The sequence below is a fragment of the Pedobacter cryoconitis genome, assembly GCF_014200595.1.
GTDB classification, from domain to species: Bacteria; Bacteroidota; Bacteroidia; order Sphingobacteriales; family Sphingobacteriaceae; genus Pedobacter; species Pedobacter cryoconitis_C.
On record NZ_JACHCG010000001.1, the window covers coordinates 1864514 to 1886821 of the forward strand.

Annotated in this window: 22 protein-coding genes; 14 read left to right on the forward strand and 8 right to left on the reverse strand. The window is 36.8% G+C overall.

Annotated elements, in window-relative coordinates:
• The first annotated feature begins 48 nt into the window (after positions 1 to 48).
• From HDE70_RS07695 to HDE70_RS07730, 8 genes are all read left to right on the forward strand, one after another.
• Positions 49 to 1824: a type VI secretion system Vgr family protein gene (locus tag HDE70_RS07695; protein ID WP_183889165.1), complete on the forward strand. Its 1776-nt coding sequence runs from the start codon at positions 49 to 51 to the stop codon at positions 1822 to 1824.
• Positions 1825 to 1830: 6 nt separating this feature from the next.
• Positions 1831 to 2778, forward strand: a complete 948-nt coding sequence (locus HDE70_RS07700; RefSeq protein ID WP_183889167.1) for a hypothetical protein — start codon at positions 1831 to 1833, stop codon at positions 2776 to 2778.
• A 42-nt stretch (positions 2779 to 2820) separates the two neighbouring features.
• Positions 2821 to 3087, forward strand: coding sequence for a hypothetical protein (locus HDE70_RS07705; RefSeq protein WP_183889169.1), 267 nt, complete (start codon positions 2821 to 2823; stop codon positions 3085 to 3087).
• Positions 3088 to 3090: 3 nt separating this feature from the next.
• The gene (locus HDE70_RS07710; RefSeq protein WP_183889171.1) at positions 3091 to 4698 is read left to right on the forward strand and encodes a hypothetical protein; all 1608 of its coding nucleotides are present in this window, start codon (positions 3091 to 3093) and stop codon (positions 4696 to 4698) included.
• Between the two features lie 31 nt (positions 4699 to 4729).
• Positions 4730 to 5143: an immunity 70 family protein gene (locus HDE70_RS07715; protein ID WP_183889173.1), complete on the forward strand. Its 414-nt coding sequence runs from the start codon at positions 4730 to 4732 to the stop codon at positions 5141 to 5143.
• 82 nt (positions 5144 to 5225) lie between these two features.
• Positions 5226 to 6110: a hypothetical protein gene (locus tag HDE70_RS07720; RefSeq protein ID WP_183889175.1), complete on the forward strand. Its 885-nt coding sequence runs from the start codon at positions 5226 to 5228 to the stop codon at positions 6108 to 6110.
• 563 nt (positions 6111 to 6673) lie between these two features.
• Positions 6674 to 9985, forward strand: coding sequence for a TonB-dependent receptor (locus HDE70_RS07725; RefSeq protein ID WP_183889176.1), 3312 nt, complete (start codon positions 6674 to 6676; stop codon positions 9983 to 9985).
• Between the two features lie 31 nt (positions 9986 to 10016).
• The gene (locus HDE70_RS07730) at positions 10017 to 10535 is read left to right on the forward strand and encodes a hypothetical protein (protein WP_183869566.1); all 519 of its coding nucleotides are present in this window, start codon (positions 10017 to 10019) and stop codon (positions 10533 to 10535) included.
• Between the two features lie 81 nt (positions 10536 to 10616).
• On the opposite strand, the gene HDE70_RS07735 is transcribed toward HDE70_RS07730, so the two are convergent.
• The 4 genes from HDE70_RS07735 to HDE70_RS07750 form a co-directional block, all read right to left on the reverse strand.
• Entirely contained in the window at positions 10617 to 11354 is a 738-nt protein-coding gene (locus HDE70_RS07735) for an SDR family oxidoreductase (protein ID WP_183889178.1), read from the reverse strand.
• Positions 11355 to 11434: 80 nt separating this feature from the next.
• Positions 11435 to 12019: a Crp/Fnr family transcriptional regulator gene (locus HDE70_RS07740; protein WP_183889180.1), complete on the reverse strand. Its 585-nt coding sequence runs from the start codon at positions 12017 to 12019 to the stop codon at positions 11435 to 11437.
• A 32-nt stretch (positions 12020 to 12051) separates the two neighbouring features.
• Positions 12052 to 13137 (reverse strand): AI-2E family transporter, encoded by a 1086-nt coding sequence (locus HDE70_RS07745; protein WP_183869569.1) that lies wholly within the window; start codon positions 13135 to 13137, stop codon positions 12052 to 12054.
• A 95-nt stretch (positions 13138 to 13232) separates the two neighbouring features.
• Complete coding sequence (locus HDE70_RS07750; RefSeq protein WP_183869570.1) at positions 13233 to 13457, reverse strand: DUF6965 family protein; 225 nt, start codon at positions 13455 to 13457, stop codon at positions 13233 to 13235.
• 204 nt (positions 13458 to 13661) lie between these two features.
• On the opposite strand from HDE70_RS07750, the gene HDE70_RS07755 reads away from it, so the two are divergent.
• Positions 13662 to 14345 carry a hypothetical protein gene (locus tag HDE70_RS07755; RefSeq protein WP_183889182.1) on the forward strand — a complete coding sequence of 228 codons (684 nt, stop codon included), beginning with the start codon at positions 13662 to 13664 and terminating at the stop codon, positions 14343 to 14345.
• 20 nt (positions 14346 to 14365) lie between these two features.
• On the opposite strand, the gene HDE70_RS07760 is transcribed toward HDE70_RS07755, so the two are convergent.
• From HDE70_RS07760 to HDE70_RS07770, 3 genes are all read right to left on the reverse strand, one after another.
• Positions 14366 to 15472 (reverse strand): PepSY-associated TM helix domain-containing protein, encoded by a 1107-nt coding sequence (locus tag HDE70_RS07760; RefSeq protein WP_183889184.1) that lies wholly within the window; start codon positions 15470 to 15472, stop codon positions 14366 to 14368.
• Complete coding sequence (locus HDE70_RS07765; protein WP_183889186.1) at positions 15472 to 17826, reverse strand: TonB-dependent receptor; 2355 nt, start codon at positions 17824 to 17826, stop codon at positions 15472 to 15474. The genes HDE70_RS07760 and HDE70_RS07765 overlap by 1 nt, the downstream gene beginning before the upstream one ends.
• A gap of 258 nt (positions 17827 to 18084) precedes the next feature.
• The gene (locus HDE70_RS07770) at positions 18085 to 18567 is read right to left on the reverse strand and encodes a hypothetical protein (protein ID WP_183869574.1); all 483 of its coding nucleotides are present in this window, start codon (positions 18565 to 18567) and stop codon (positions 18085 to 18087) included.
• Between the two features lie 185 nt (positions 18568 to 18752).
• On the opposite strand from HDE70_RS07770, the gene HDE70_RS07775 reads away from it, so the two are divergent.
• The 5 genes from HDE70_RS07775 to HDE70_RS07795 all read left to right on the forward strand — a co-directional run bounded on the left by HDE70_RS07775 (position 18753) and on the right by HDE70_RS07795 (position 21575).
• Positions 18753 to 19388, forward strand: a complete 636-nt coding sequence (locus HDE70_RS07775) for a LysE family translocator (protein WP_183889188.1) — start codon at positions 18753 to 18755, stop codon at positions 19386 to 19388.
• Positions 19389 to 19419: 31 nt separating this feature from the next.
• Complete coding sequence (locus HDE70_RS07780) at positions 19420 to 19770, forward strand: MmcQ/YjbR family DNA-binding protein (RefSeq protein ID WP_183869576.1); 351 nt, start codon at positions 19420 to 19422, stop codon at positions 19768 to 19770.
• A gap of 119 nt (positions 19771 to 19889) precedes the next feature.
• Positions 19890 to 20285, forward strand: a complete 396-nt coding sequence (locus HDE70_RS07785; RefSeq protein WP_183889190.1) for an HYC_CC_PP family protein — start codon at positions 19890 to 19892, stop codon at positions 20283 to 20285.
• Positions 20286 to 20395: 110 nt separating this feature from the next.
• Positions 20396 to 20989, forward strand: a complete 594-nt coding sequence (locus HDE70_RS07790; protein WP_183889192.1) for a hypothetical protein — start codon at positions 20396 to 20398, stop codon at positions 20987 to 20989.
• Positions 20990 to 21116: 127 nt separating this feature from the next.
• The gene (locus HDE70_RS07795; protein ID WP_183889194.1) at positions 21117 to 21575 is read left to right on the forward strand and encodes a DUF1569 domain-containing protein; all 459 of its coding nucleotides are present in this window, start codon (positions 21117 to 21119) and stop codon (positions 21573 to 21575) included.
• A 57-nt stretch (positions 21576 to 21632) separates the two neighbouring features.
• On the opposite strand, the gene HDE70_RS07800 is transcribed toward HDE70_RS07795, so the two are convergent.
• A complete protein-coding gene (locus tag HDE70_RS07800) occupies positions 21633 to 22220 on the reverse strand; it encodes a DUF4142 domain-containing protein (protein WP_183869579.1) in 588 nt (195 codons plus the stop codon).
• Positions 22221 to 22308 lie beyond the last annotated feature (88 nt).

The window sequence follows — 22308 nt, forward strand, 5'->3', positions numbered from 1 at the left end:
ACGGTTTCCTACAGTTTTTCTATTGAATCATCTTCTTACTTATTCATCATGGTAAACAAGCTAATTGTAGACATCAGCATAGAGCAGGTGACTATAACGCATTTCAGCCGTTTTACGCTGGATCAGCGTTTTAATGAACATCATACTTTTGAACTTCGTATCAATCATGACCAGATTGAAAATACTGGTGGTATTACACTCACAAAATCTAAAGATTTTATAGGTAAGAATTTAACTATTCAGTTTGCACGATTAGGCGATACCGGAAATATTTTCACAGGAATAATTACTAAAGTTGAAATTGCCCAGACTCATGGGCTCCGGGGTGATATTGTGATTACAGGTTATAGTCCTGATATTTTACTGAACAGGGGGCCTGATCTTGGCTCTTATCTGAATAAAGATCTTAAAAGTATAATTACGCAAGCCACTAATGATACTCCACAGAATGATCTTGACTTTCAAATTAATCCTGGCTACAGTGCTGCAATTGATTATCTGATACAATATAAAGAGAGTGATTTTGATTTCATCAACAGGCTTTCCTCAGAATATCATGAATGGTTTTTTTATGATGGCCGCATCCTGCATTTCGGGAAGCCTGATGAACAGGAAGAAATTGCCCTGATTTACGGGCGGGATCTTCAGAGTTTGCAGTACGGAATGCAGATAGCTCCTCTGAATTATAAGAAGTTTGCCTATCATTCTAAGCAGGATGAATTGCTGAGTGCTCAGCCGCAGACTGCAAGTTCCAGCTTTTCAGATGTTTCACATGCAATATCTGCTTCAAATAATGTCTTTAGTAAATGTTTCAATCAGCCTTTAAGTGTCAGAGTTAATTCTCAGAGCGAGATTGACGCTTTTGTGAATGATGAACATAAAGCTTTAGTGTCAGGATTAGTCAGCATTTCTGGCAAAGGAGATAATGCGAAAGTAGGAATAGGGAAAATTGTTAATATCAGTACGAGTATGCACAATGGCTTAGATTTTCAGGTAGAAGATTTCGGTAAATTTATTGTAACTGCCATACACCATGAGATTGATGGCATCGGTCATTATCATCACACTTTTGATGGAGTGGCAGCAGATAGTGAGAAACTCCAGGTAAAAAAGATTCAGAAACCATTTGCTGATATGCAACTGGCTGATGTGGTCGATAATAATGATCCTCAGGGGAATGGGCGTATAAAGGTGAAGTTTAAATGGCAATGCCAGACAAATGATCCTACAGAATGGTTACGCGTAATGACTCCCGATGCAGGAAGCAGTGATAAAGTAAGTAAAAACAGGGGGTTTGTGTTTATTCCGGAAAAGGGAGATCAGGTTGTGGTTGCTTTTGAAGAAGGGAATATCGCCAGGCCAATTGTGATGGGCAGTGTGTTTCACGGCAAAAGTGGAACTGGGGGCAGTGCCAGTAATAATAGTAAAAGCCTGACCTCAAAAAGTGGCCATACTGTTCAGTTAAATGATGGTGGTGGAATAACGATAAAAGATAAAACCGGCGGTAATCATATTGTTGTGGATGGCCAGAATAAGGTAACAGTTACATCAAGTCAGACCGTAGTTTTAACTAATGGTACGGCGGCGATTACGCTTGAAAATGATAAAATCACCATACATGCCTCTGAAATTGAAATTGCGAAAAAAGACGGGAAATCTGCGAAAATTGATATCAACGGAGATTTGACCAATATCAATACAAAGGATATGACAATAACTTCGACTAATAATACAATTACCGGTACCAATAATACGATGTCTGGTAAAAATCACATCACAGGAGGTGATACAAAAATTGATATGGGTGATGTTTTTATTAATTAATATAGGATGAAAGATTCTAAAGTTCTCATTAAACAACCATTTCAGGAACAATATACTATCAGAATAGAATCTGAGGTTAACGGCGTAGATGTATTTGTTACTTCTACAGTGCTATTGAGATACGATTTTAATGTATTAAAAGTAGAAAATGGCCAAATTGAAGTCCGGCTAATCCAATTAGATAACGTGTTATTGGAAGCTAACAATCCAATGATCAGAGAAGTTGCTCAGATCAGCCAGGTATTTGGGCGGATGTATAATGAACTCCATTTATTATTAGATGATAAGGGTTCCATATTAAAAGTATTAAATAATGATCTGGTGCTATCCAAATGGGGGCAGACCAAAGCAGAAATGGAGAAACATATTGCAGGGAATGACGACTTGAGGCATGCAATTTCTCTGAATGATGCAATCTTTAACAGTCCTGAAAGGGTGAGAGAGGCCGCACAGGCAAATGAGTTTTTACGTGTGTACTTTGGGCAGGTATATGGAGTGGATTTGCCTTTGAAAACCAGTTTTAAAGGAACTAATATTTTTAATACTGTTAATATGGACTGGACGCTTGCAATTAATAGCTCAGTCTCTTTACCGCCAGTTCCTGGTGTAAATTCTTTTACAATAAATACTAAAGCTGTCCCGGCTATGACTTTGAATTCAAAGTTTTATGAAGATGCTTATAATCAATTCTCCACTAAAATTGATATTAAAAGTTTAAAGACTGTACTGTTTCAGGAAGAAACCAGGATTATCGATTATCATACAGGGAGAGTACAGGAAGCGGAAGTAAGTAAAGTTGAAATAGCAGAGGAGAAGAAATTGTATAATAAATTGAAATATATTCTTAAAAGTGATTCTGGAATAGTTATTAAGCCAGTAGAAAAGAGTGAGGAATCTGCCGTTTTAGTGGAAGAAGAAAAGAAAGAGACAGGCTCTAAGTTTAAGTTTTTTTAATAGGTAATTGTCTTTTTTTGAAGACAATAAGTTGATTGGATTATGCAGAACAAATTAGGTACATCGATAAAGATATTAAGTCAAACTACGCTGCGCCTTGGTATTTGCACATTACAGTTTGGTGTTTCTACAGAAAAATTCGCTAATGCAGAAAAGGTTACGAATGTGATACTCAAGTTTTCAGGTAAAAAGCCTGTGCATATTGGAGAAACAACCGATGTTTTAAGCCTCGGTCTTAAAATAGTAAGACATGGTGAAAGGTTAGGTATAGGATTTATAAAACGTAAACAGACTATTCAAAAAGTATAAATAATGGGGCATAAAAGAATCACGGAAAAAGACTTTTGGATATGCTCTGAAGGTAACGTGCCGGCCCAGCTTCAGTCTACCCAAAAATCGACAAAGAAAAGCTCGGGTGAAAAATATATTACAGTTAAAGATACTTCAACCAGTAGCTGGATAGACTTTGGGTGTAAGAAGGCTATGCTGATCTATGCAATTATAGCTGCCGCTGTTGTTGTAATAGCGGCTATGACTGTGGCTACTGGTGGTGCTGCGCTTATTGCGCTCGGCGCACTTGCTGGTTTGGCAGGCGCTGCATGGGGAGCGGTAATCGGTGCTTTATTATGTGGTCAGACAGCGGCTAAAGGAAGAACCTGGATAGAGGTACCTAAAGCAAGAATGACTTCTATACAAGGAGTGCGTCAGATAACCGGAGATTGTACCATGACCTGTATGGTTGGTGGAACAATCTCTTTTGCACCGGAAATTAAAAGTTGGAGTCAGGCTGTGTCTTTGGGTGCGGCTAACTATATTGGCGGATTAATGGAAGGGATGATGGCTGGAGCAGCTATCGGCATGGGTGGAGCGGCAATTAGTGGTGGGGCAGGAGCATTTGGCGCTGGTGGAATGAGAGGACTTGGCCAGGCAGCCTTACAATTTGCTAAAAGTGCTCCGATGAATGTGCTCAGGAATATTGGGGCTTCTTTTGGTTATGCAGGTGTGGGAGCCAGTACTTCGGCAGTTACGACTACAATCGGAGCTGCCGTAGGATTACGGGGATTAACTTCAGCTCAGGCTGGATTACAGCACTATGGCAGTACCGGAGAATCAGGTTGGGGAGCAGCTGGAAAAGGTGTCGTTGGTATGGAAACGGGAATGTATCATTCTGTGAAAAACCTGACTACTTTTCATAATCCGGAAACTGGTGCCTTTGAATGGCAGGGTACATGGCAGGATGTTACAGGTTTAGCACTGCTGCTTTCTCCTGTTCATAAAGCAGCTGAAGAAGTAAATGGTAAAAAACCTAAAGGTGAGGAGCCTGTGCAGGATGGTGAGGGCATACGAGATCCTAATATTAACAATGAAAGACGCACTGGACAAGAAGGAGAGTCTGGGACGTTTGAAGATGCTGTAGCTGATCCACCAGGTACCTATAGAGATAATAAAGGAAGGTTACGTGATACACAAACGAAACAATTTGTGGCTGATCCCAATAGAATTGCAGAGCAAAGAGCAGCACCTGATCCAAATAACCCAAATAATCCAAATAGACCAAGTTGGAGGCAGAGTGAATTAGATGCGGAGCAGGCCTATCCTAACTATGATACTCAAAAGAGTTTTATTGATAGAAAAGAGGTTCCCTATGGGACTGAGGGTAGTACAAGACCAGATCTATATGCTGAAGGACATAGCGTAGAGGTTAAAAATTATGACGTTGAAACTTCTTCCGGAAGAGGTAATTTAAACAGAGAATTAACAAGGCAATACAACGAGAGGATAGAACATTTACCTGAAGGTACATCGCAAACAGCAGTAATTGATGTTAGAGGGCAGAATATATCACCTGAAGCATTAATTCAACTCGAGGCAGATATAGTGCAAAATTGCCCTGATTTGGAAGTGATTTTTGTTCAATAATTTATACATTTACTTAATAAATAAATTTTCTATGGTAGGTTTAAAAGTTGGTCCAATATTTTATAAGATAGGTACAGGAGACTTTTTGCACAGTTTTTTTTCTTCAATCGCTTATAACCTTGAAGATAATAAGTGGGGTGAAAAATTTCCTTTTATAATGAAAAAATTATATACTAAAGAATTATCAGTCGAAGATATTCCGGAGGCTGTAAAGGAGATTAATCTAATAAGGGAAATGTTCAAAGAATACGCCCCTAATTGTGTAATATGGGATATAGAAAATCTTGAAAAACGTCCACCATGGGGTGATGATATCGCTGACCGTATAACTAGTTTATCTAATTATTTTTACACTAGTGACGGAGAGGATTTATTTGAAACTTTTTTAAAAGCCTTGGATACAGCAGCAAAAGTTAAAAAAGTTTTAACAATTAAAAGTCTTTAATTTTTTATGTTGACGGAGTCATAATAACATTGATTTTAGCCATAAATCAATGTTATTATAAATCGAAAAAAAATAAATCCTAATGGATTCTACAGAACAAAAGATTAAAGAAACAATTGCCGAATTAAAAGAGTGGTTGGATAAACCAACACGCAAAGAAGAAGATTATCAAAAAAGAATTGACGAAATAAATGAAGAGTTAAAGTCAGAAAAATTAAAGAAGTCGATCCGTTTACAATTCGAATATTTAGATAATTGGTATAGTAATAATTTTGTTTATGAATTATTGACAGCTAATCATACTACTTATAAAGTTGATGCTTGCGCTAACGGTTATCATAACTTGGTAATTTCGGATAAATTAGCTGACATATATCCTAACAATCCGCCAAAATTGGCTTTTGATAAAGCTACCTATTGGATTGCTAATTGTTTATCCCAAAAATGGTATAAGGAAAGTGAAATATTGATTGAAATTTTCAATAAAGGATTGGATACAAAATTTCTAGATGGTGGATGGAATATTAAAATAGCATCATGGTTTATACTGGAAATAGCAAACAATGGGTTTCAAAAATCTATCGACTTATCTGTTTATAATTATCCTGAGGATATGGGTGTATATCAGAAAGCTTTAGATAACTGGAATACCGAAGATTTAGCTTTATTGGACAATATCGTTTCAAGTCTCTGTGATTTTCATTTAAACGAAGCTTCCCATGGTGATTTAAGCGACAGCGCAGGAAAGAAAGATTCTATGTTTTTGCAGTTCTCCAGCACAAAGTGGTTTGTTTATACTTTTGAAATTTTAGCATGGTTAAGTATTAGAGAAAAGACAGGCCTAAGAAATACTGAAAAATTCAGTCATCCATTGATGAATATTGAACTAAATAAATTAGCTAAAGAAAATTCATCAATGCGTAAGAATGAACTTTTTGAAGAAGTTATGACTAGGTTGAATTCGTAAAACAAGCTTATTGTCAGATAAAATTACACTTAAATTTATAGATGATTTGAAATTTTTCCCACGAGAAGATAAATCAAAACCTGAATGGTTAAAAATTATAGTTAACTCCTAATCTAACCGCCAGAATTGGCGGTTTTTTTATTATTAGAGAAATTCCCAAAACACATGTTCTAAATTGTATAATAAATAGCATCAAAAGTTTAAAGGATTAATACTTAAAGATCTTTAAATAAGTGACTTGTATGTTATGTTAATGTTAACAAATGTAGAGTGCGTATATGTAATAAAAGCAGTTTTTAACCATTAATTGATGATTTTATAAACTCTAAATCTGTTTGTTTTTTAATAATCCTACCTGACCTCTTATAATTTAATCCTTTTAAACCCATTTGAAGCCAATTTATACAGTGCTATGACACCGTTTAGTCATATTTCATCAAATACACACTAAATCGTTATTTGTTAACATTAATTTAATCTTGGAATTGGCAGGATAATCTATTTTTGCGCCTCGAAATATCGAAACAAACAATAAATTTTACTTCTAACAAAAAACAACAAGTATGAGAAAATCTTTACTCATTTTTTTATTTTTCCTCTTTACTACAGCTGTTGCCTTTGCACAGGTAACTTCAAGTAGTGTATCAGGGAGCGTTAAAGATGCCAAACAAGGGCCGCTTCCAGGTGCATCGATTAAAGCAGTTCACGTACCATCGGGAACATCTTATTCGGCAGTTTCTAATAAAGACGGTTTGTTTAACATTCCAGGTATGCGTATTGGCGGACCTTATACTATTGAGGTTAGCTACATTGGCTTTAACAAAAGCACAACTACTGATATTGTGCTTCAATTAGGTCAGCCATTTATTCTTAAAGCGGTTTTATCTGAGGGTGGCGTACAGTTAGAAGCTGTATCTATTAAAAGTACAAAACGTATTGTGACTGCAAAATCAGGCGCAAGTACAAACATCAGCTCTAAACAGCTGTCAACTTTGCCAACTTTTTCAAGAAGTATTACTGACTTTACACGTTTAACACCTCAATCAAACGGAACAAGTTTTGCAGGTCGTGATAGCCGTACAAATAGCATTACTGTTGACGGAGCAAATCTAAACAACACTTTTGGTACTTCTTCAGACTTACTGCCAGGTGGAGGAGCTCAGCCTATTTCTATTGAAGCTTACGATGAGCTTTCGATTAACATCGCACCATTTGACGTAAAACAATCTGGTTTTACAGGTGCGGGAATATATGCAACGACTAAAAGTGGAACCAACACTTTCCACGGTTCCGGATATACTTATTATAAAGATCAATCTTTTAACGGAACCAAAATTGGTGACAACGATATCAGCGCTGCGGTTGCTAAATCAAGTACCAAAACTTATGGATTTACTTTAGGTGGTCCGATTATCAAAAACAAATTATTCTTCTTCACCAACTTTGAAAGAGAAGTATCAAGTAACCCCGGCGTTAGTTTTTCTCCAACAGGTACAGCAGGTAATAAATCAGCGACACCAGTTGCAGATTTAGAAGCTGTTTCTAAGTACTTAAAAGATAACTATGGTTATGAAACAGGTTCTTATGATAACTTCCCGGCATTCCAAAATAAGAATACTAAAGTCTTATTGAAATTAGACTGGAATATCAATGATAAAAACAAATTAAGCGTTAAATACAGTTATTTACATGCTACTGCTGATCAGATTATTAACTCTACTGGTACACCTAACAGTGGTTCTTATACTTATACAGGTGCTAATGGCCTACCTCAGACACGTGGTAATGGTGGTTTGCCAAATGGCCGTTTTGGGCTTAAATCTATGGGATTTGAGAACTCCAACTATGGTTTCTTAAACAAAGTAAGCACAGGTACTGCTGAATTAAACAGCACAATCAGCCCTAAATTATCTAACCAGTTATTACTTACTTTCAAGAAATATGATAATCCCCGTACTTCTAAAGGTAGTATTTTCCCAACTATTGATATCTTTAATGGTGCTGGTGATAACTATATTACAGCAGGTTCTGATCCGAATACAAAATACAATGAGGTTATTGATAATACAGTAAGTGTATATGATAACATCACCTACTACGCAGGTAAACACACTTTAACAGGTGGTATCAACTATGAATTCCAAAAAATTGGTAACTCATTCATGCCTGGTGCTGCTGGTTCTTACATCTACAATTCATTAAGTGACTTCTTAAACAACAGAGCTCCGATTCAATTTACTTACAATCAATCTTTGATTCCAGGTGTTGATCAGGTATTCTCTGCTGACCTTAAAGTAGGTACTTTCAGCTTATATGCTCAGGATGAATATAGTGTAAATGATAACTTCAAAGTGACTTTCGGCTTACGCGCTGATAAAGGTATTTACATGCAAGATCCAGTAGAAAATCCTCAGATTACAGCTTTACAATTACCTGATGCAAATGGAAAAATGACCAATTACAATACTGGTAAATTTCCAAAATCAAGTATCTTACTTTCTCCAAGAGTTGGTTTCAGAGCAAGTTTACTGGAAGACAAATCATTAGTGATCCGTGGAGGTATGGGGATCTTTACAGGCCGTATTCCTTATGTATTCTTAACCAATAGCCCAAGTAACAGTGCCATGTATAACTTTGGTGGTGTGGCAACAGCAGAGCAATTAAAGAACATTACTTTAAAAGCTGATCCTTCTGAATATGCAAACTTATTCCCTCAAACTGCTGGAACAGCTCTTCAGAACTCTACAGTAGTTATTGATAAGAACTACAAATTCCCTCAGGTTTTCAGAGCTGACTTAGCCATTGAGAAAAACTTGGGAAATGGTTTTGCTGCTACTTTTGAAGCTATCTATACAAAAGATATCAATGCAACCCGAATGAGAAATGCAAACCTTAAAACACCAACAGGTGTGCTTAATGAAGGTGATTTTTCAAGAGTACGTTATGTAGGTACTGGTACTAACAATGCCGTTCAGGCATCTGACAGATCTATTTATCCTAATATCGGAACTGTAGTTGTTCTTGAAAATACAAATCAGGGTTATTCGTCTGCTTTGAGTGCACAATTGACTAAAAACTTCTTTAACGGTTTTAATGCTTCCATAGCATATACTTACACAAAATCAAAAGAAGCATTCTCGACTGCTGGTTCTACAGCAGCACAAGTTTGGGCTATTACTTCTAATGTAGGAACAAGTAACGATGTTGAATTGAGAAACTCAGGTAACTATGTTCCTCATCGTATCGTTGCCAGTGCTTCTTACAAATTTAACTACCTGAAACATGGTGCAACTACAATTGGTCTGTTCTATGAAGGTCAGGCAGGAAGTAACCCATTCAGTTATATAGTTAACGGTGATTTAAACGGTGATGGTAACGGATCTTCAGATTTGATGTACATTCCAAAAAGAGGTTCAGATGTAAACTTTACTTCATATACTGCAACTGTTAATGGCATTGGTTACACTTATACTGCTCAGCAGCAAGCTGCCGCTTTAGAGCAGTTCATCAATAATTCTCCATACTTAAGCAAACACAGAGGTGAGTACGCAGATAGAAATGCTGCTTTCTCTCCATGGTATAACCGTGTTGATGCAAACATCCTTCAGGATTTCTATATCAATACAGGTGGCACAAAACACACTTTACAGTTAAGTGCAGTAGTGATCAACTTACCTAACTTATTAAATAGAAACTGGGGTATCAAAAAATTCAATACAACAAATAGCCCGCTTACTTATACTGGTATTGATGCAAATGGAGTACCTTCTTACAACCTTCGTCAGTTTGATGGAAAACTAGTAAGCCAGCCTTATCAAAATGCAACTTCAGGAACTACATGGAGCTTGTTATTAGGCGCTAAATACATTTTCTAATCAGACCTTAATTATTTAATAATATAATCAAATGAAAAAATATATAAGTATCGCTTTAACTTCGTTATTGGCACTAACTATGTTTTCCTGCACTAAAAAGGCAGACATAGCTGGTATTGAGCCAAAGTTACCTAATCTGCAATTGAGCAGCCTAGGTTATCAGCAAAGCAGTCCTTTTAGCCTAACCACAGTTCTGCAATTGAACTTCGGTGCTACGGCAAAAGTTCCTGTAGGGAAATTTACAATAGAAATATTGGACGGAACTGCGGTTGTAAGTACAGTAACCTTTCCTTCATGGTCTGGTAATGATGCGAGTTCAACAGCTAAGGTTGTTAACCACTCTATAAGTTACATTTTACAAGATAGCAACTATCCGAATGTTCAGGTTTACAGCGGTTCCATACTGTTGAGCTTAAGCAAACTGAACCTTGCGTTTGACAAAACATATTCAGTAAGAGCGTCTGCTTATTCAGCAACTGGTGATCTGGTTTCTAAAATGACTCAATCTTCATTTTTCAAAACTATCCCTGCGCCTGTAGTGCCTAAATAATTAAAATCTGTTGAATACAAAAGGCCTGGTAAAACTCAAAAGAGAATTTGCCAGGCCTTTTTACATAGAGTAAGAGGCAATTTAAACTAACGATGCGCCACCATCAACAATGATTGTTTGCCCTGTTCCATATTCTTGTTTCATTAAATAGAGATAGGTTTTAGCAATATCATCAGCATTGCCAATTCGTTTTACTGGTAGTGAATCTCCAATCTGATTATACATTCCTTCTCGTTCTTCTAATGACATATCAGACCATAAATCTGTTTTTACTACACCCGGTGAAACTATATTTACCCTGATTGGTGCAAGTTCTATGGCCATTGCTCTTGTAAAACCTTCCATCGCTGAACAAATACTTGCCCCCAATGACCAGCCTTTACCCGGACGGTTACTTGCAATACCACTTGTTAGTACAATCGAATTTCTAATATAAGGTGAAGCATGTTTTACTGCTGTAAAAGCTCCCCAATATCTGATTTCGAAGAACTGATGCGCACTGGCTAAAGAAGTATCCTTTAAGTCACCAAGCTGCAGATGCTCACCGGCAGTAAATATAAGATGGTCGAAAAAACCTATTTTTTCAAAAATACTTTTTACTTGCGCTTCATCAGTGACATCAATCGCATACCCGGTTGCGCTTTCAGGCAACTCTTCTAATGCCTTATTAATCCGCTGTCGATTACTGGAGATAATGATGACTGTCGCATTTTTGGCAGCAGCCGATTTTGCAGTTGCCAGGCCAATGCCCGCACTTCCACCTATAATAACAATTTTTTGTCCTTGTAAAACCTCTTTACCTGTTGCTATCTGTTCCATCTTTTTTATTCAATGTTTATGATAACAAAGGTAAGCCGGGTATTTTTCAAGGCATTTACCAAATGGTAAAAAGCAATAGCTTACCGGATATTTTTCCGGATTCTGCTTAAAGATTGCTGGGTAATACCCAGATAAGAAGCTATATCACTTAGTGGAACTCTTAGGGCGATGTCGGGCTGTTGTGAAATAAATTTCTGATAGCGTGTCGTGGCATCTTCGCCCATATAAGAATTACGGACTTTTATTTTTTCAAGCAAACTTTGTTGAAAAATATTGGTAGTTAAACCCTTAAAATAGGGGAGAGTATGATATAAATAAAGCAATTTGTCTTTAGCTATTACAACTAATTCGGCATCACAGGCTGCTATGATACTTTCATTAGCGGGAATACTATCATTAAGGCTCTTTAAGATCGTGCAAAACCGTTGCTCTTTCATGAAAAAATGGATTACTGGATTTCCCTTTTCATTGAAAGAAACGATTTTCAAAATTCCTTTACAGACAAAGAATAATTCTTTTGCCAGTTTACCTTCCTGTAATAAAACTTCCCCTTCCGTTATCTTGCGGAATTGCAGCTGCTGACTGATCAACTCCTGATCACACTCAGTAATATCTTTGAATAGTTGAAGGAAATCAAAAATTGGCTTGAAGTTATCACAATGCATTTACAAATCTATTAAATTGATTTGTTCTATTTTTATTGCTGATAAAGGATATTATCAATCCTTTGTTCCATATCCGGATCATCAGGAAATCTCTGCAAATAAAACTCTTCATAGTAGGCTTTGATAATTGCAGCCATTGGTGCAGCAAGTAATGCACCCATCAGGCCAAAGGCCGTGGTCATTGCCAGTAGTAGAAAAAGCAGGGACACCGGATGTATATTCATGGTCGAAGACCTTAATTTTGGCATCACAAAGTCAGAAATCAGCTCATTCAATAATAAGAAGAATATCAAGCACCAAAATGCAGTAGCAGGGCTTATAGATAACGCGACAAGAGTAGGAGGAACGGCCATAATGTAAAAGCCAATCTTTGGGATCAGTTCGGAGAAGAAAGCTAAGGCCGCCCATACCAATGCTCCCGGAACGTTCATAATCGTTAAAAATATATAGACCAGTACGGCCTGAACTACGCCGCCGATAAGATTGGATTTCATCCAGCCGCCCAGCATGATAGAAGTATGCTGTAATGCTCTTTCTGCTTTTCCACGTTTTTCCGGCTCGAAAACCGAAAGGTACATATTGATAATAGGTCTTGGATTCCCTACGAAAAAGATAATCATTGATAAAAACACAATAAACATAAATATCCCCCCAAGCACACTAAAGGAAATACTGCTGAGCCCGATTACTGTCTTTCCTAAAGAAGGAACAGCTTCTGAAATTGACATTCCATCACCCTGAAGCTCTTTGTTCAGCTCAGGATACTTTCTCAGGATATGTGTAACATGATTAGAAATACTATTAAAGTACCCCGGCAGATCGCCTACTAATGTATCTATCTGTTCACTGATATGTGGCACTACTAAAAATCCCAGCAGGGTAGAGACGATAAAAATGATCCCTAACACAATGAGCGATGCCAGCCACCGTTTCATTCCTTTCTTTTCCAGCTTGCTTACCGGCTGATTAATGATAAGTCCAAGAACAATTGCAAATATAAAGAGTATAAATATGCTCATGATCTGGTATAGAAACCATAACAGGACAACCAGGCCAAATGTATATAAGATAACTGAGGTGATAATTTTGTAAAGATCTTTAGGGTATTGATTGGTCATGAGCAAAGAATAGCGTGCTTTATATACACACTCTAATTTTAACACCTGAAGAAAAATAATGTTTTAATTAATATTGAATCTATAACTTCACTAAGCTAGAGCTTTAAATCTTCCTGCTGATTGTTTTTAATCAACTCAACCAGGCGGTCAAGACGCATGGCGTGTAATTCTTTTTGCCTTTGACTGCCTGCACCTTTTAAAGTCAATAGATGACTTTCAATGAATTTACTAACGTCATTTATATATACTCCAGGCCATAATTTAGCCTCCTTGGGTAAATTTAAATGACTAAATATTTCTTCATATTCTTCTGGTTCCATAAATGTCAGTCCGTAAAAAACTTGTTTTAAAGTGTCTTTTCCAACAACATGCCAGAATGATATTAATAGAATAGCTGTGTATCAGTTCTGAAATAATTTCATGTTTAGAGAAAAAATGGCAGTATGATCGACATTTTTTCAGCTTCAAAAGATGAATAATAATCCTAACTTACGCACCCAGAAATAAGTCGCAAATAACAGTATATGAGTTCCAGGGATATCTTCTTAGCCGCATGTAACCAGCTTAATGATGGATTGGCCGGATTCGGATTCAAAGCCAGTCAGAAGGGAGCTTGTCTGAAAAAGATCAGTATTCATAAAGAGTTTACTTTTGAAATTAGTTTCCAGTCCAGTACCTTAAACAGTAATGGTTATGTTAAACTATTACCACACATTCTAATCACCTCCAGGCGCTTAAAAAAGTGGCTGAAAGCGCAAACCGATGATGTTTATAGCAATGATATTATTTATAGTAATCAATTTGGATATATTTCTCATTTTCAGGAGTGGAAATCATGGAATGTTTCGGGGATCAGTCAGGAGAAAGCAATTGCAGAGGTAATCGATGTTATAAAAACTTATGCAATCCCTATTTTCGATCTCTTTGAAGATATAAATAGTACCATACAATTTTTGATGAATAAGGGAACGAAGTTTAATCGTTATACAGCTCAATCATTAACTCCTTTAGCTTTTATGCTTTGTTTTGCTTCAAAAGAAGAAGCTCAATGTTTTTTTGATAACTATCTTATTGGTGCACCGGGTAAACGTTTAATACTGAGTCTTTATAAAGAATTAGAAGAAGGAAAAGCGGTTGATTTAATGCATGCTGAGTTTGTGGATGCATTCGCTATTAAACTAGCTTTTCTCCAGGGATTAAAAATATAAAAACTCAAAAAGCAGGAGTCTTAAGACCTCTGCTTTTTAAGTTTCTTTTTCTTCCCTCTTTTCAGCCAGATGATAAAACCGGTTATCGGTAAACCCGCCGCAATCAGACTGACTATCGTCGCTACGATCTTACCAAACAGACCGAACATTTGCCCGGTATGCAGATTGTAATTACCAGCTTCAATCCAGTCGGCCCGGTTAAAATCTTTATAAAGTTTAGAGCGGATCAATTGTCCATTCTCCGGGCTATAAAAAAATGTATTCCGTTTTCGCGCCCATTCCGCAGGATAATTTAACCTTAACCTGAGATTGCCATCTTTACGGATAGATAAATTGGTCAGGACAGCACCTGGATATTGTACGATTGCCTGCCTGTATATACGCTCATAATGTTCTGGAATAGTTTCCGCAATTACGGGTTGTCTGACAGGTGCTGCTTTTACACCTTCTGTTAATTTTGATCCGCTAAAAAAACTTACTGCGGTCTTTACTTCTTTGAAACCAAAATAAAGCCCTGACAAGGCACTCACCAGTAAAATACCGGATGCATAAAATCCTAATACATTGTGTAAATCGTAATTGACCCTTTTAAAAGAAGCTCCCCATTTAATCGTAACAGCTTGTTTAATCAATCTCATCTGACCAGGGAACCATAAAATAAGACCAGAAATCAGCATAATTACAAAAATTACTACAGACCACCGGATGATAAATTTTCCCGTATCTCCTAAAAGCAGAGACGTATGGATATCTTCAACGGTCACTAAGAAATCTGGCTTCGTTTTCTTAACCAGGCTTCCATTGTAAGGATTCAGGTAATAAACATGATGTTTACCAGTTGTCAAACTCACTGTCGCATTGGGAGCAGTATTATTAATTTCAATACCAGTAACCTTTTGACCGGGAGCAATTTTTTCAAATTCCTCTAAAAGTTTAGCTAAGCCGGCCTGCTGTTGCTGTTGAACCGGAACAAAAGCATAATCTTTTTGCAGGTAATCCCTGATCTCCTGCTCAAAAACATACATACAACCTGTTATACCGATAATCACCACGATAATTCCGGTAAAAAGCCCTAACCATAAATGGATCAGCCCAACTGCCTGTTTAAATTTTTTATTTAATTTCATTAGAAAGAATAACCAGCTGCAAGATTAAAACGACGTCCATTTCCCCTGGTATACACAGAATTATTTCCATAAAACTGGGAAATACTTGGATAATAAGCTTTGTTCAATAAGTTTTCTAATCCAAGACTAAGCTTTAAAGCTTTTGATGCCTGGTAAACCGTGGCCAGGTTAAAAAGGTTATAAGCCTTTACAGGGCCTTCCCCAATTAAATATTTACCCGTAGTTGCATTCGGTTTAAAACGGTCCCTGTTTCCAACTCTCATCCAGTTCACATCAATTGATAAGTTTTTAATACCAGAATATTTCAGGTAAAGTGTGGATTTGGAAGGAGGGATGCGGGTTGTGTTTAAATAAACATCCTGCGCACCATCAAACTTTCCATCATCATCTACATCACCTTTTCCTTCTACATAAGCGTAATTTCCACCCACTGAAAGTTCTCTGGTCACTGCATAATCTGCCTGGAACTCATAGCCCCAAACGCGTTCAGGAATCCTTTGAGAAATATAAACCCCGTTGACCTCCAGTAAATTCGCACCTAATTTAGAAGTACTGATATAGTAAGCCGCACTAATATTTACCGGGCCCAGCGCACTGCTAAAACCAGCCTCGTAATTGTTTACGATAATAGGTTTGGTCTGTAATTGAGAAAGTGTATTACTTTGAGCTGCACGCAGCACTCTGCCCAGTTCGAATACCGAAAAAGACTGCGCGTAACTTATAAAAGGATTGAATAGCCTGCTTGCTGAATATCTTGCACCCACATTAAATACCAGCGCATTATAATTAAGCGTACCACCTTTAACCGCAATACTACCGGCATTGTTGGCGCCAGTAGCCAGCGTATTGAAATCATCTACTTTGATATTGATATTTTCTACTCTTAAACCGCCTTTAATAGTTAAATCTTTAAAAATATTGGCAGTAGCTTGCAGGTAGGGAGCAACGTTGACCATATTCATATCTGGTACCCAAACCCGGCCGTCTGTCAGATTCTGAGACGTTTTATCGTTCATCAGATCGACACCATAATTCAGTTGCATCAATAAATTTTCTGATATAGGAAGGGGGGTATTCAAGTTTACCCTGGCACCTTTTTTAACAGATTTAATCGCTGATTGACCACCTTCATAAAAGGAAGCTACATTGGAATAAATAGTATAAAAGTCTTGTAAATATACATTGGCTTGCAAGTCTGTTTGACCAAATACCTGCTTGTTGCTATATTGAAGATTGGCATTGTGGTTATAGCGCGTCCCTTCATCTTCTCCTTTACGTGTACCGTGAACCCCGATTGCTGGTTCTTGTCCATATATTCCATTTTTTAAAACGTAATCAGAGTGTTGTCTGGAACTGAAGTAATTGTACATCAATTCTAACCTTTGTTTAGGAGAGAAATCATAACCAACTTTAAGAAATCCGTTGTAAGTCTTTGTTTCTCCTAAACCATAGTCCGGGGAAATTACCTGGTTTTTAGCATCTCTGAAAACGCCTGTTTTTTCATAAGTACCACTCACTATATAGTCCAGTTTACGGCTTTTACCATAAAATTGTTGTACTACACAGTAACCCAGTGTACTATCTCCTTTGGTATTTCCCGTCAGGCCAAGCTGCGAATAACCACCTAATACTTTGCCAGATGCCGGTTTTTTAGTGATGTAATTGATTAACCCGCCCTCAGCACCATTGCCATATATCGCAGTCGCACCTTTGATCACTTCAACTCTTTCAATTACCGAAGGATCTATACTGCGAATATCACGGCCACCTGCACGCAAAGGAGTAGATTGCGGGACACCATCAATCAATACCAATACACCTCTTCCACGTAAAGTCTGACCAGAGTTTCCTGTTTGATTGGTAGCTGCGCCAAGTCCGGGTACACTATAAGCCAGTATATTAGCCAGGTTCGGGCTGATTACTGATTGCGTATTGATGTCTTTAGCAGTTAATATGGTTACAGAAGATGGTGTTTGTGCAAGGGATTCTGCTTTTCTGCTTGCGGATACAATCACTTCGTTTAAATCAGAATTCTTATCTTTCAGTATGAATGCAACTTTTAACGTATCATTTGCTTTCACCACTAACTGAGTTTCGTTAGTTTCAAATCCTGTCATAGAGATCCGTACAGTATAAGTTCCAGCAGCAATTCCCCTGAGCTGAAAATGACCTGTTTTATCTGAAGATGTTTTTATGTTGAGTTTTTTGATTTGTATAGTGGCGTAACTTATCTTTTGATGAATACTATCAGTTACACTTCCAATCAGTATACTTTGTCTGCTTTGAGCCTGTGTTACAAAAGGGAATACGAAAAGAAAAAGGGTAGAGAATAAGAGTAAAAGTTTGAGCTTCATCTATATTGGTTTCCGGCAAATATACTTTTATCTGGATTTAATACAAATAAGACAGGAAAGACTCATAGTTAAGCCATGAGTTTTAAAATTGTTTTAGCTAAATAATACTGACAAGAATTAAATATTTCAACAGGTTTTTCGTACTGCTAATAATTTATTTCCAGTTTTTGAAATTGATGCATTCTAAAACCGCTAATTTTTCAGAATAGATTAAAATCAGGATTACTGAGATTTTGTGTAAAAAAAGAGTTATCCAGATTAAAATGGGCTGTATAACAAAATAAGCTGTTCAGCAGACTTAACATTGGAAATGGTTAAAGTGACTGAATTATCATTTTTATCAGTAATGCGGATACCCTTACCGCCCAGTGTCAGATAACCCACTCCATAATGTGTACTGAATTTTCTTCCCCAGCCTTTAAATTCCATGGCAGGATCAAATTTAATGAGCTCAATTGTATTAATCTCTGCCCATGCATAGTGTATACTTTTTCTATGGTATGGTCTATATTTAAATTGAATGCCATCCTGATCAACGACCAGCGTCAATTTGGGGATTTGCAATAGAGTCAATACAACAATATTGAGCGTAATGATAGTAAAACATAATATCATAATTATGCGATCATTTTCTCTGATCCCATAACCTAGCAGGACAGTGAATAGTAACAGAACAGGGATAAAGCTGATTAGGAAAACAGGTTGAAATAATTTGGTTGTTTCTTTTAATTCCTTAGTCATTCAGGATATTGATTTTTATGAATCGTAAACGTAGCTTTAAGTATGACCATGATTCCAATTTATTACGTATACCGTACTATATTTTACGTGATTCAGGTTTGTTTGAAAAATAAATTGCTTTAACATCGTTAATAATGTAGATTAACAGCTATATCCAAATAATAGTCAAAAAATCTCTTACTCCAATGATCGCACAAAAGGAACTATTAGTCTTTCTTATTGCAGCTATTGCAATGTCCATCACACCCGGACCCAATATGATTTACCTGATTTCACGTTCTATTACACAAGGGAAAAAAGCAGGAATAACCTCACTTTCAGGAGTGGTTTGTGGATTTCTGTTCCATATCACTATGGTTGCATATGGTTTGACCGCTGTGTTGATTGCAGTACCTTTCTTGTTTACAACACTGAAGGTATCTGGGGCTTTATATTTAATTTATCTGGCGTTGCAGGCTATAAAACCAGGTAATGCGGGAATTTTTGCTGTACAAAATAACCTGCCCGATGATAGACCTGTCAAGCTATTTACGATGGGCTTTCTAACTAATTTATTGAATCCTAAGATGGCTGTTTTTTATTTATCGCTGTTCCCGCAGTTTATCAGACCAGAAGCTGGCCATATCGTTGCACAGTGCTTTCAATTGGGTTCTCTTCAGATGCTGGTGAGTATGTTAGTCAATCTTACCGTTATTCTAGTTGCTGCAAAGGCTGCCATTTGGTTTAGTGCAAATCCAGTATGGGTCAGGGTACAAAAGTGGGTTATGGCTAGCGTTTTAGTTGCTCTTGCAGCCAAAATGATGTTGACAAAGGCAAAATAGTTGTATAGAATTAGCATATTTGAATTTAGATATGAACATAGAAGAATTAAGAGATTATTGTCTGTCAAAACCAGGATCAACAGAGGGGCTTCCTTTTGGAGAAGAGACCCTGGTTTTTAAAGTTGGTGAGAAAATATTTTTGCTTGTTGGCCTTACCGAAGCAAATCGCTTTAATGCTAAATGTGACCCTGAACGTGCAATTACTCTGCGTGAACAATACGAAGAGATCATTCCAGGCTATCATATGAATAAAAAACACTGGAATACCGTTTATATGAATGGCCGTCTCACTTTAAAGCAATTGCGTGAGATCATAGATCATTCTTATGAATTGATATTTAACAGTCTGCCTAAAAAAAAGCAGGAGGAAATTGAGGGTTAATAACCGTTGTCTGTAAGATATGCCTCCAGTGCGTATTTAAAGATTAATGTCATAAAATGGCATAAAATCAGGTGGTTATAGTGCATGTTTAAGCAGATTTCAATAATTTTATAGTTGAAATGAAAAAAGCACTGTCCATACTACTGTTACTTTTATATACTACAACCAGTTTCGGTTTTAGTGTAAAGGAGTTTTCTTGCTGTGGACAACTGAGCAAAGTTTCTTTTAGTGTTCAGCAGGATGTTAATGAAAAATATAGCAGACACAGTGAAAAGGAGAGCTGCTGTGAAAATCAATTAAATAATTTACAAGTAAACGATACTCACATTCTTTCATGCCAATCTGCAAGCCAGGTTAAGCATTTCACCAACCTGTTTATATCAACTTTTGGGAATTACTATCGTACGCCAGTTTTAACAGGAATTGAGAGTGTATCAATTAATAATCCGACTCATGCACCTCCAATACACGGTGAGGTTCCTATTTATATTTTTAATTGTACTTACAGAATTTGAGCATACCCACCAAATATTAAACGAGTATTTCTCCTTGTTTAAACTCTGATTATTTACACTTGAAAATAATCAATTAACCCTGTTTTTTACTTCATATCAAAAACTCAAATATGAAATCTTCAAAATTTTTAATGATCCTGCCTGTCCTATTTTTATCAAATCTATTTGTGCAGGCTACAACACTGAATACAATAGCAGCCGATCCTGAAAGTGGAATTTATCTAACTGCTGCTGATTATAAAAACAACCAGTTACACCTTGCTGGTGACTTATCAACAAATAATAAACTCCGTTTAAATGATTTTTTTGGTGAGAAGACACTTACCGTTAGTCATAAAGGACAAAATCATGAATTCTCAAAAGATAGTATCTATGGCTATAGAGATAAACATGGGAGTGACTACAGATTATACAGGAGCTACAGTACTCCATATAAAATATTGGAAAATGGCAGGATTGTTATTTACGAAACCAAGCAGCCGGGTAATAAACAAAATGGTTTCAAACCGTTAGTTCGCTACTATTTCAGCAATGGAGCGGATGGGGAAGTTTATTTACTATCCTTAGTTAATCTTAAAAAAAGCTTTAAAGACCAGCCAGCTTTTGATATTATAGATGCTAATTTTCAAACTGATTATGATTTGATAAAATATGACAACTATCATTATGTATTCAGAATTAACAAGCTTTTAGCAAAATTGTAAGTTAAAAATAAGCTGTAATTATGTCGCAAATCGCCCTTAAGATTGGCCTGATTATGGTTGTTTTTTGCCTGTTTTTCTGTCAACTTTAGTTAACTTATCAATGCTTTTAAAGGCAAAAATATCAATTATGAATTTGAATCAACTGGCAGTTACCGCTAATCGGGAAAATTTAGCAAAGCTATTTCTGACACTAAATGCTGAGAACAAACCACAATGGGGTATAATGGAACCACAGCAAATGGTAGAGCATCTGATTAAACAGGTATCTTATACAAATGGGAAGAGACAACCATTCTGTGAGGTTCCTGAAGAGCAAGCAAAATCAGCTAAACAAGCTTATATCTATGCTGATCTCGAGATACCAAAAAATGCGATATCAGGAGGGGTTCCCGACCCATTAATTTATTCGGATTTGGAGAATGCTATTAATCAGTTATTGAAAGAACTGGAAGATTTTGATAATTATTTTAAGGAATCAGGAATGACAGTGATACATGGTGGATTCGGCGCCATGAATTATGAAGAATGGGTGTTCTGGCACAGTAAGCATTTTAAACACCATTTGGAGCAATTTGGCTTAATATAAAAAATCATCACAGTTTATAAGCAGGCAGTACTATCAGAATAGTACTGCCTGTTTGGGTTATTTCATGCTGTCATGAATCTTATTGATCATATCCAGGTGGGTTTGAACAACAGGAGTAGTTTTGGACGCAAAAGCTTTAATATCTGCATCCTTACCATCTTTGGCTTCGTCCTGCATCAATTTAAGTGTCTTTTTATGTCCGTCTACCATTGCCTCAGCATAAGCTTTGTCAAAGTCTTTACCAGATTTTTTATCGAGTTCATTCATCTTTTTCTGATGATCCTCGTCAACAGCAGCAGGTAAGGTGATGTTTTTCTTTTTAGCGATTAACATCAGTTCTTCATTAGCCTTGCCATGGTCACTCACCATCATTTTAGCAAATTCTTTAAGCTGTGCATTGGTTGCTTTAGTTAAGGCTAATTTACCCAATTCAACTTCTGCCATTCCGCCAACAGCTGCTTTTGTAGCAAATTCAGCATCGGATGGTTCAACGGCTATACCACCTGTAGCCATTACATTTGAAGTAGTGTCTTTTGTCTTATTAAGGCTGTCAGCAGTTTCTTTGGCATCTTTAGTACCACTATTACAACTTTGAAATGCTAATGCAGCCGAAGCTATTGCAAGCGAATAAATTATTTTTTTCATGATGTTAGTTTTTTTTGTTTTTTCTATAACACACAGATTGGCTTATAGTTTAGCAAAATTCAAAATCTCTAAACAATCGTTGATATGA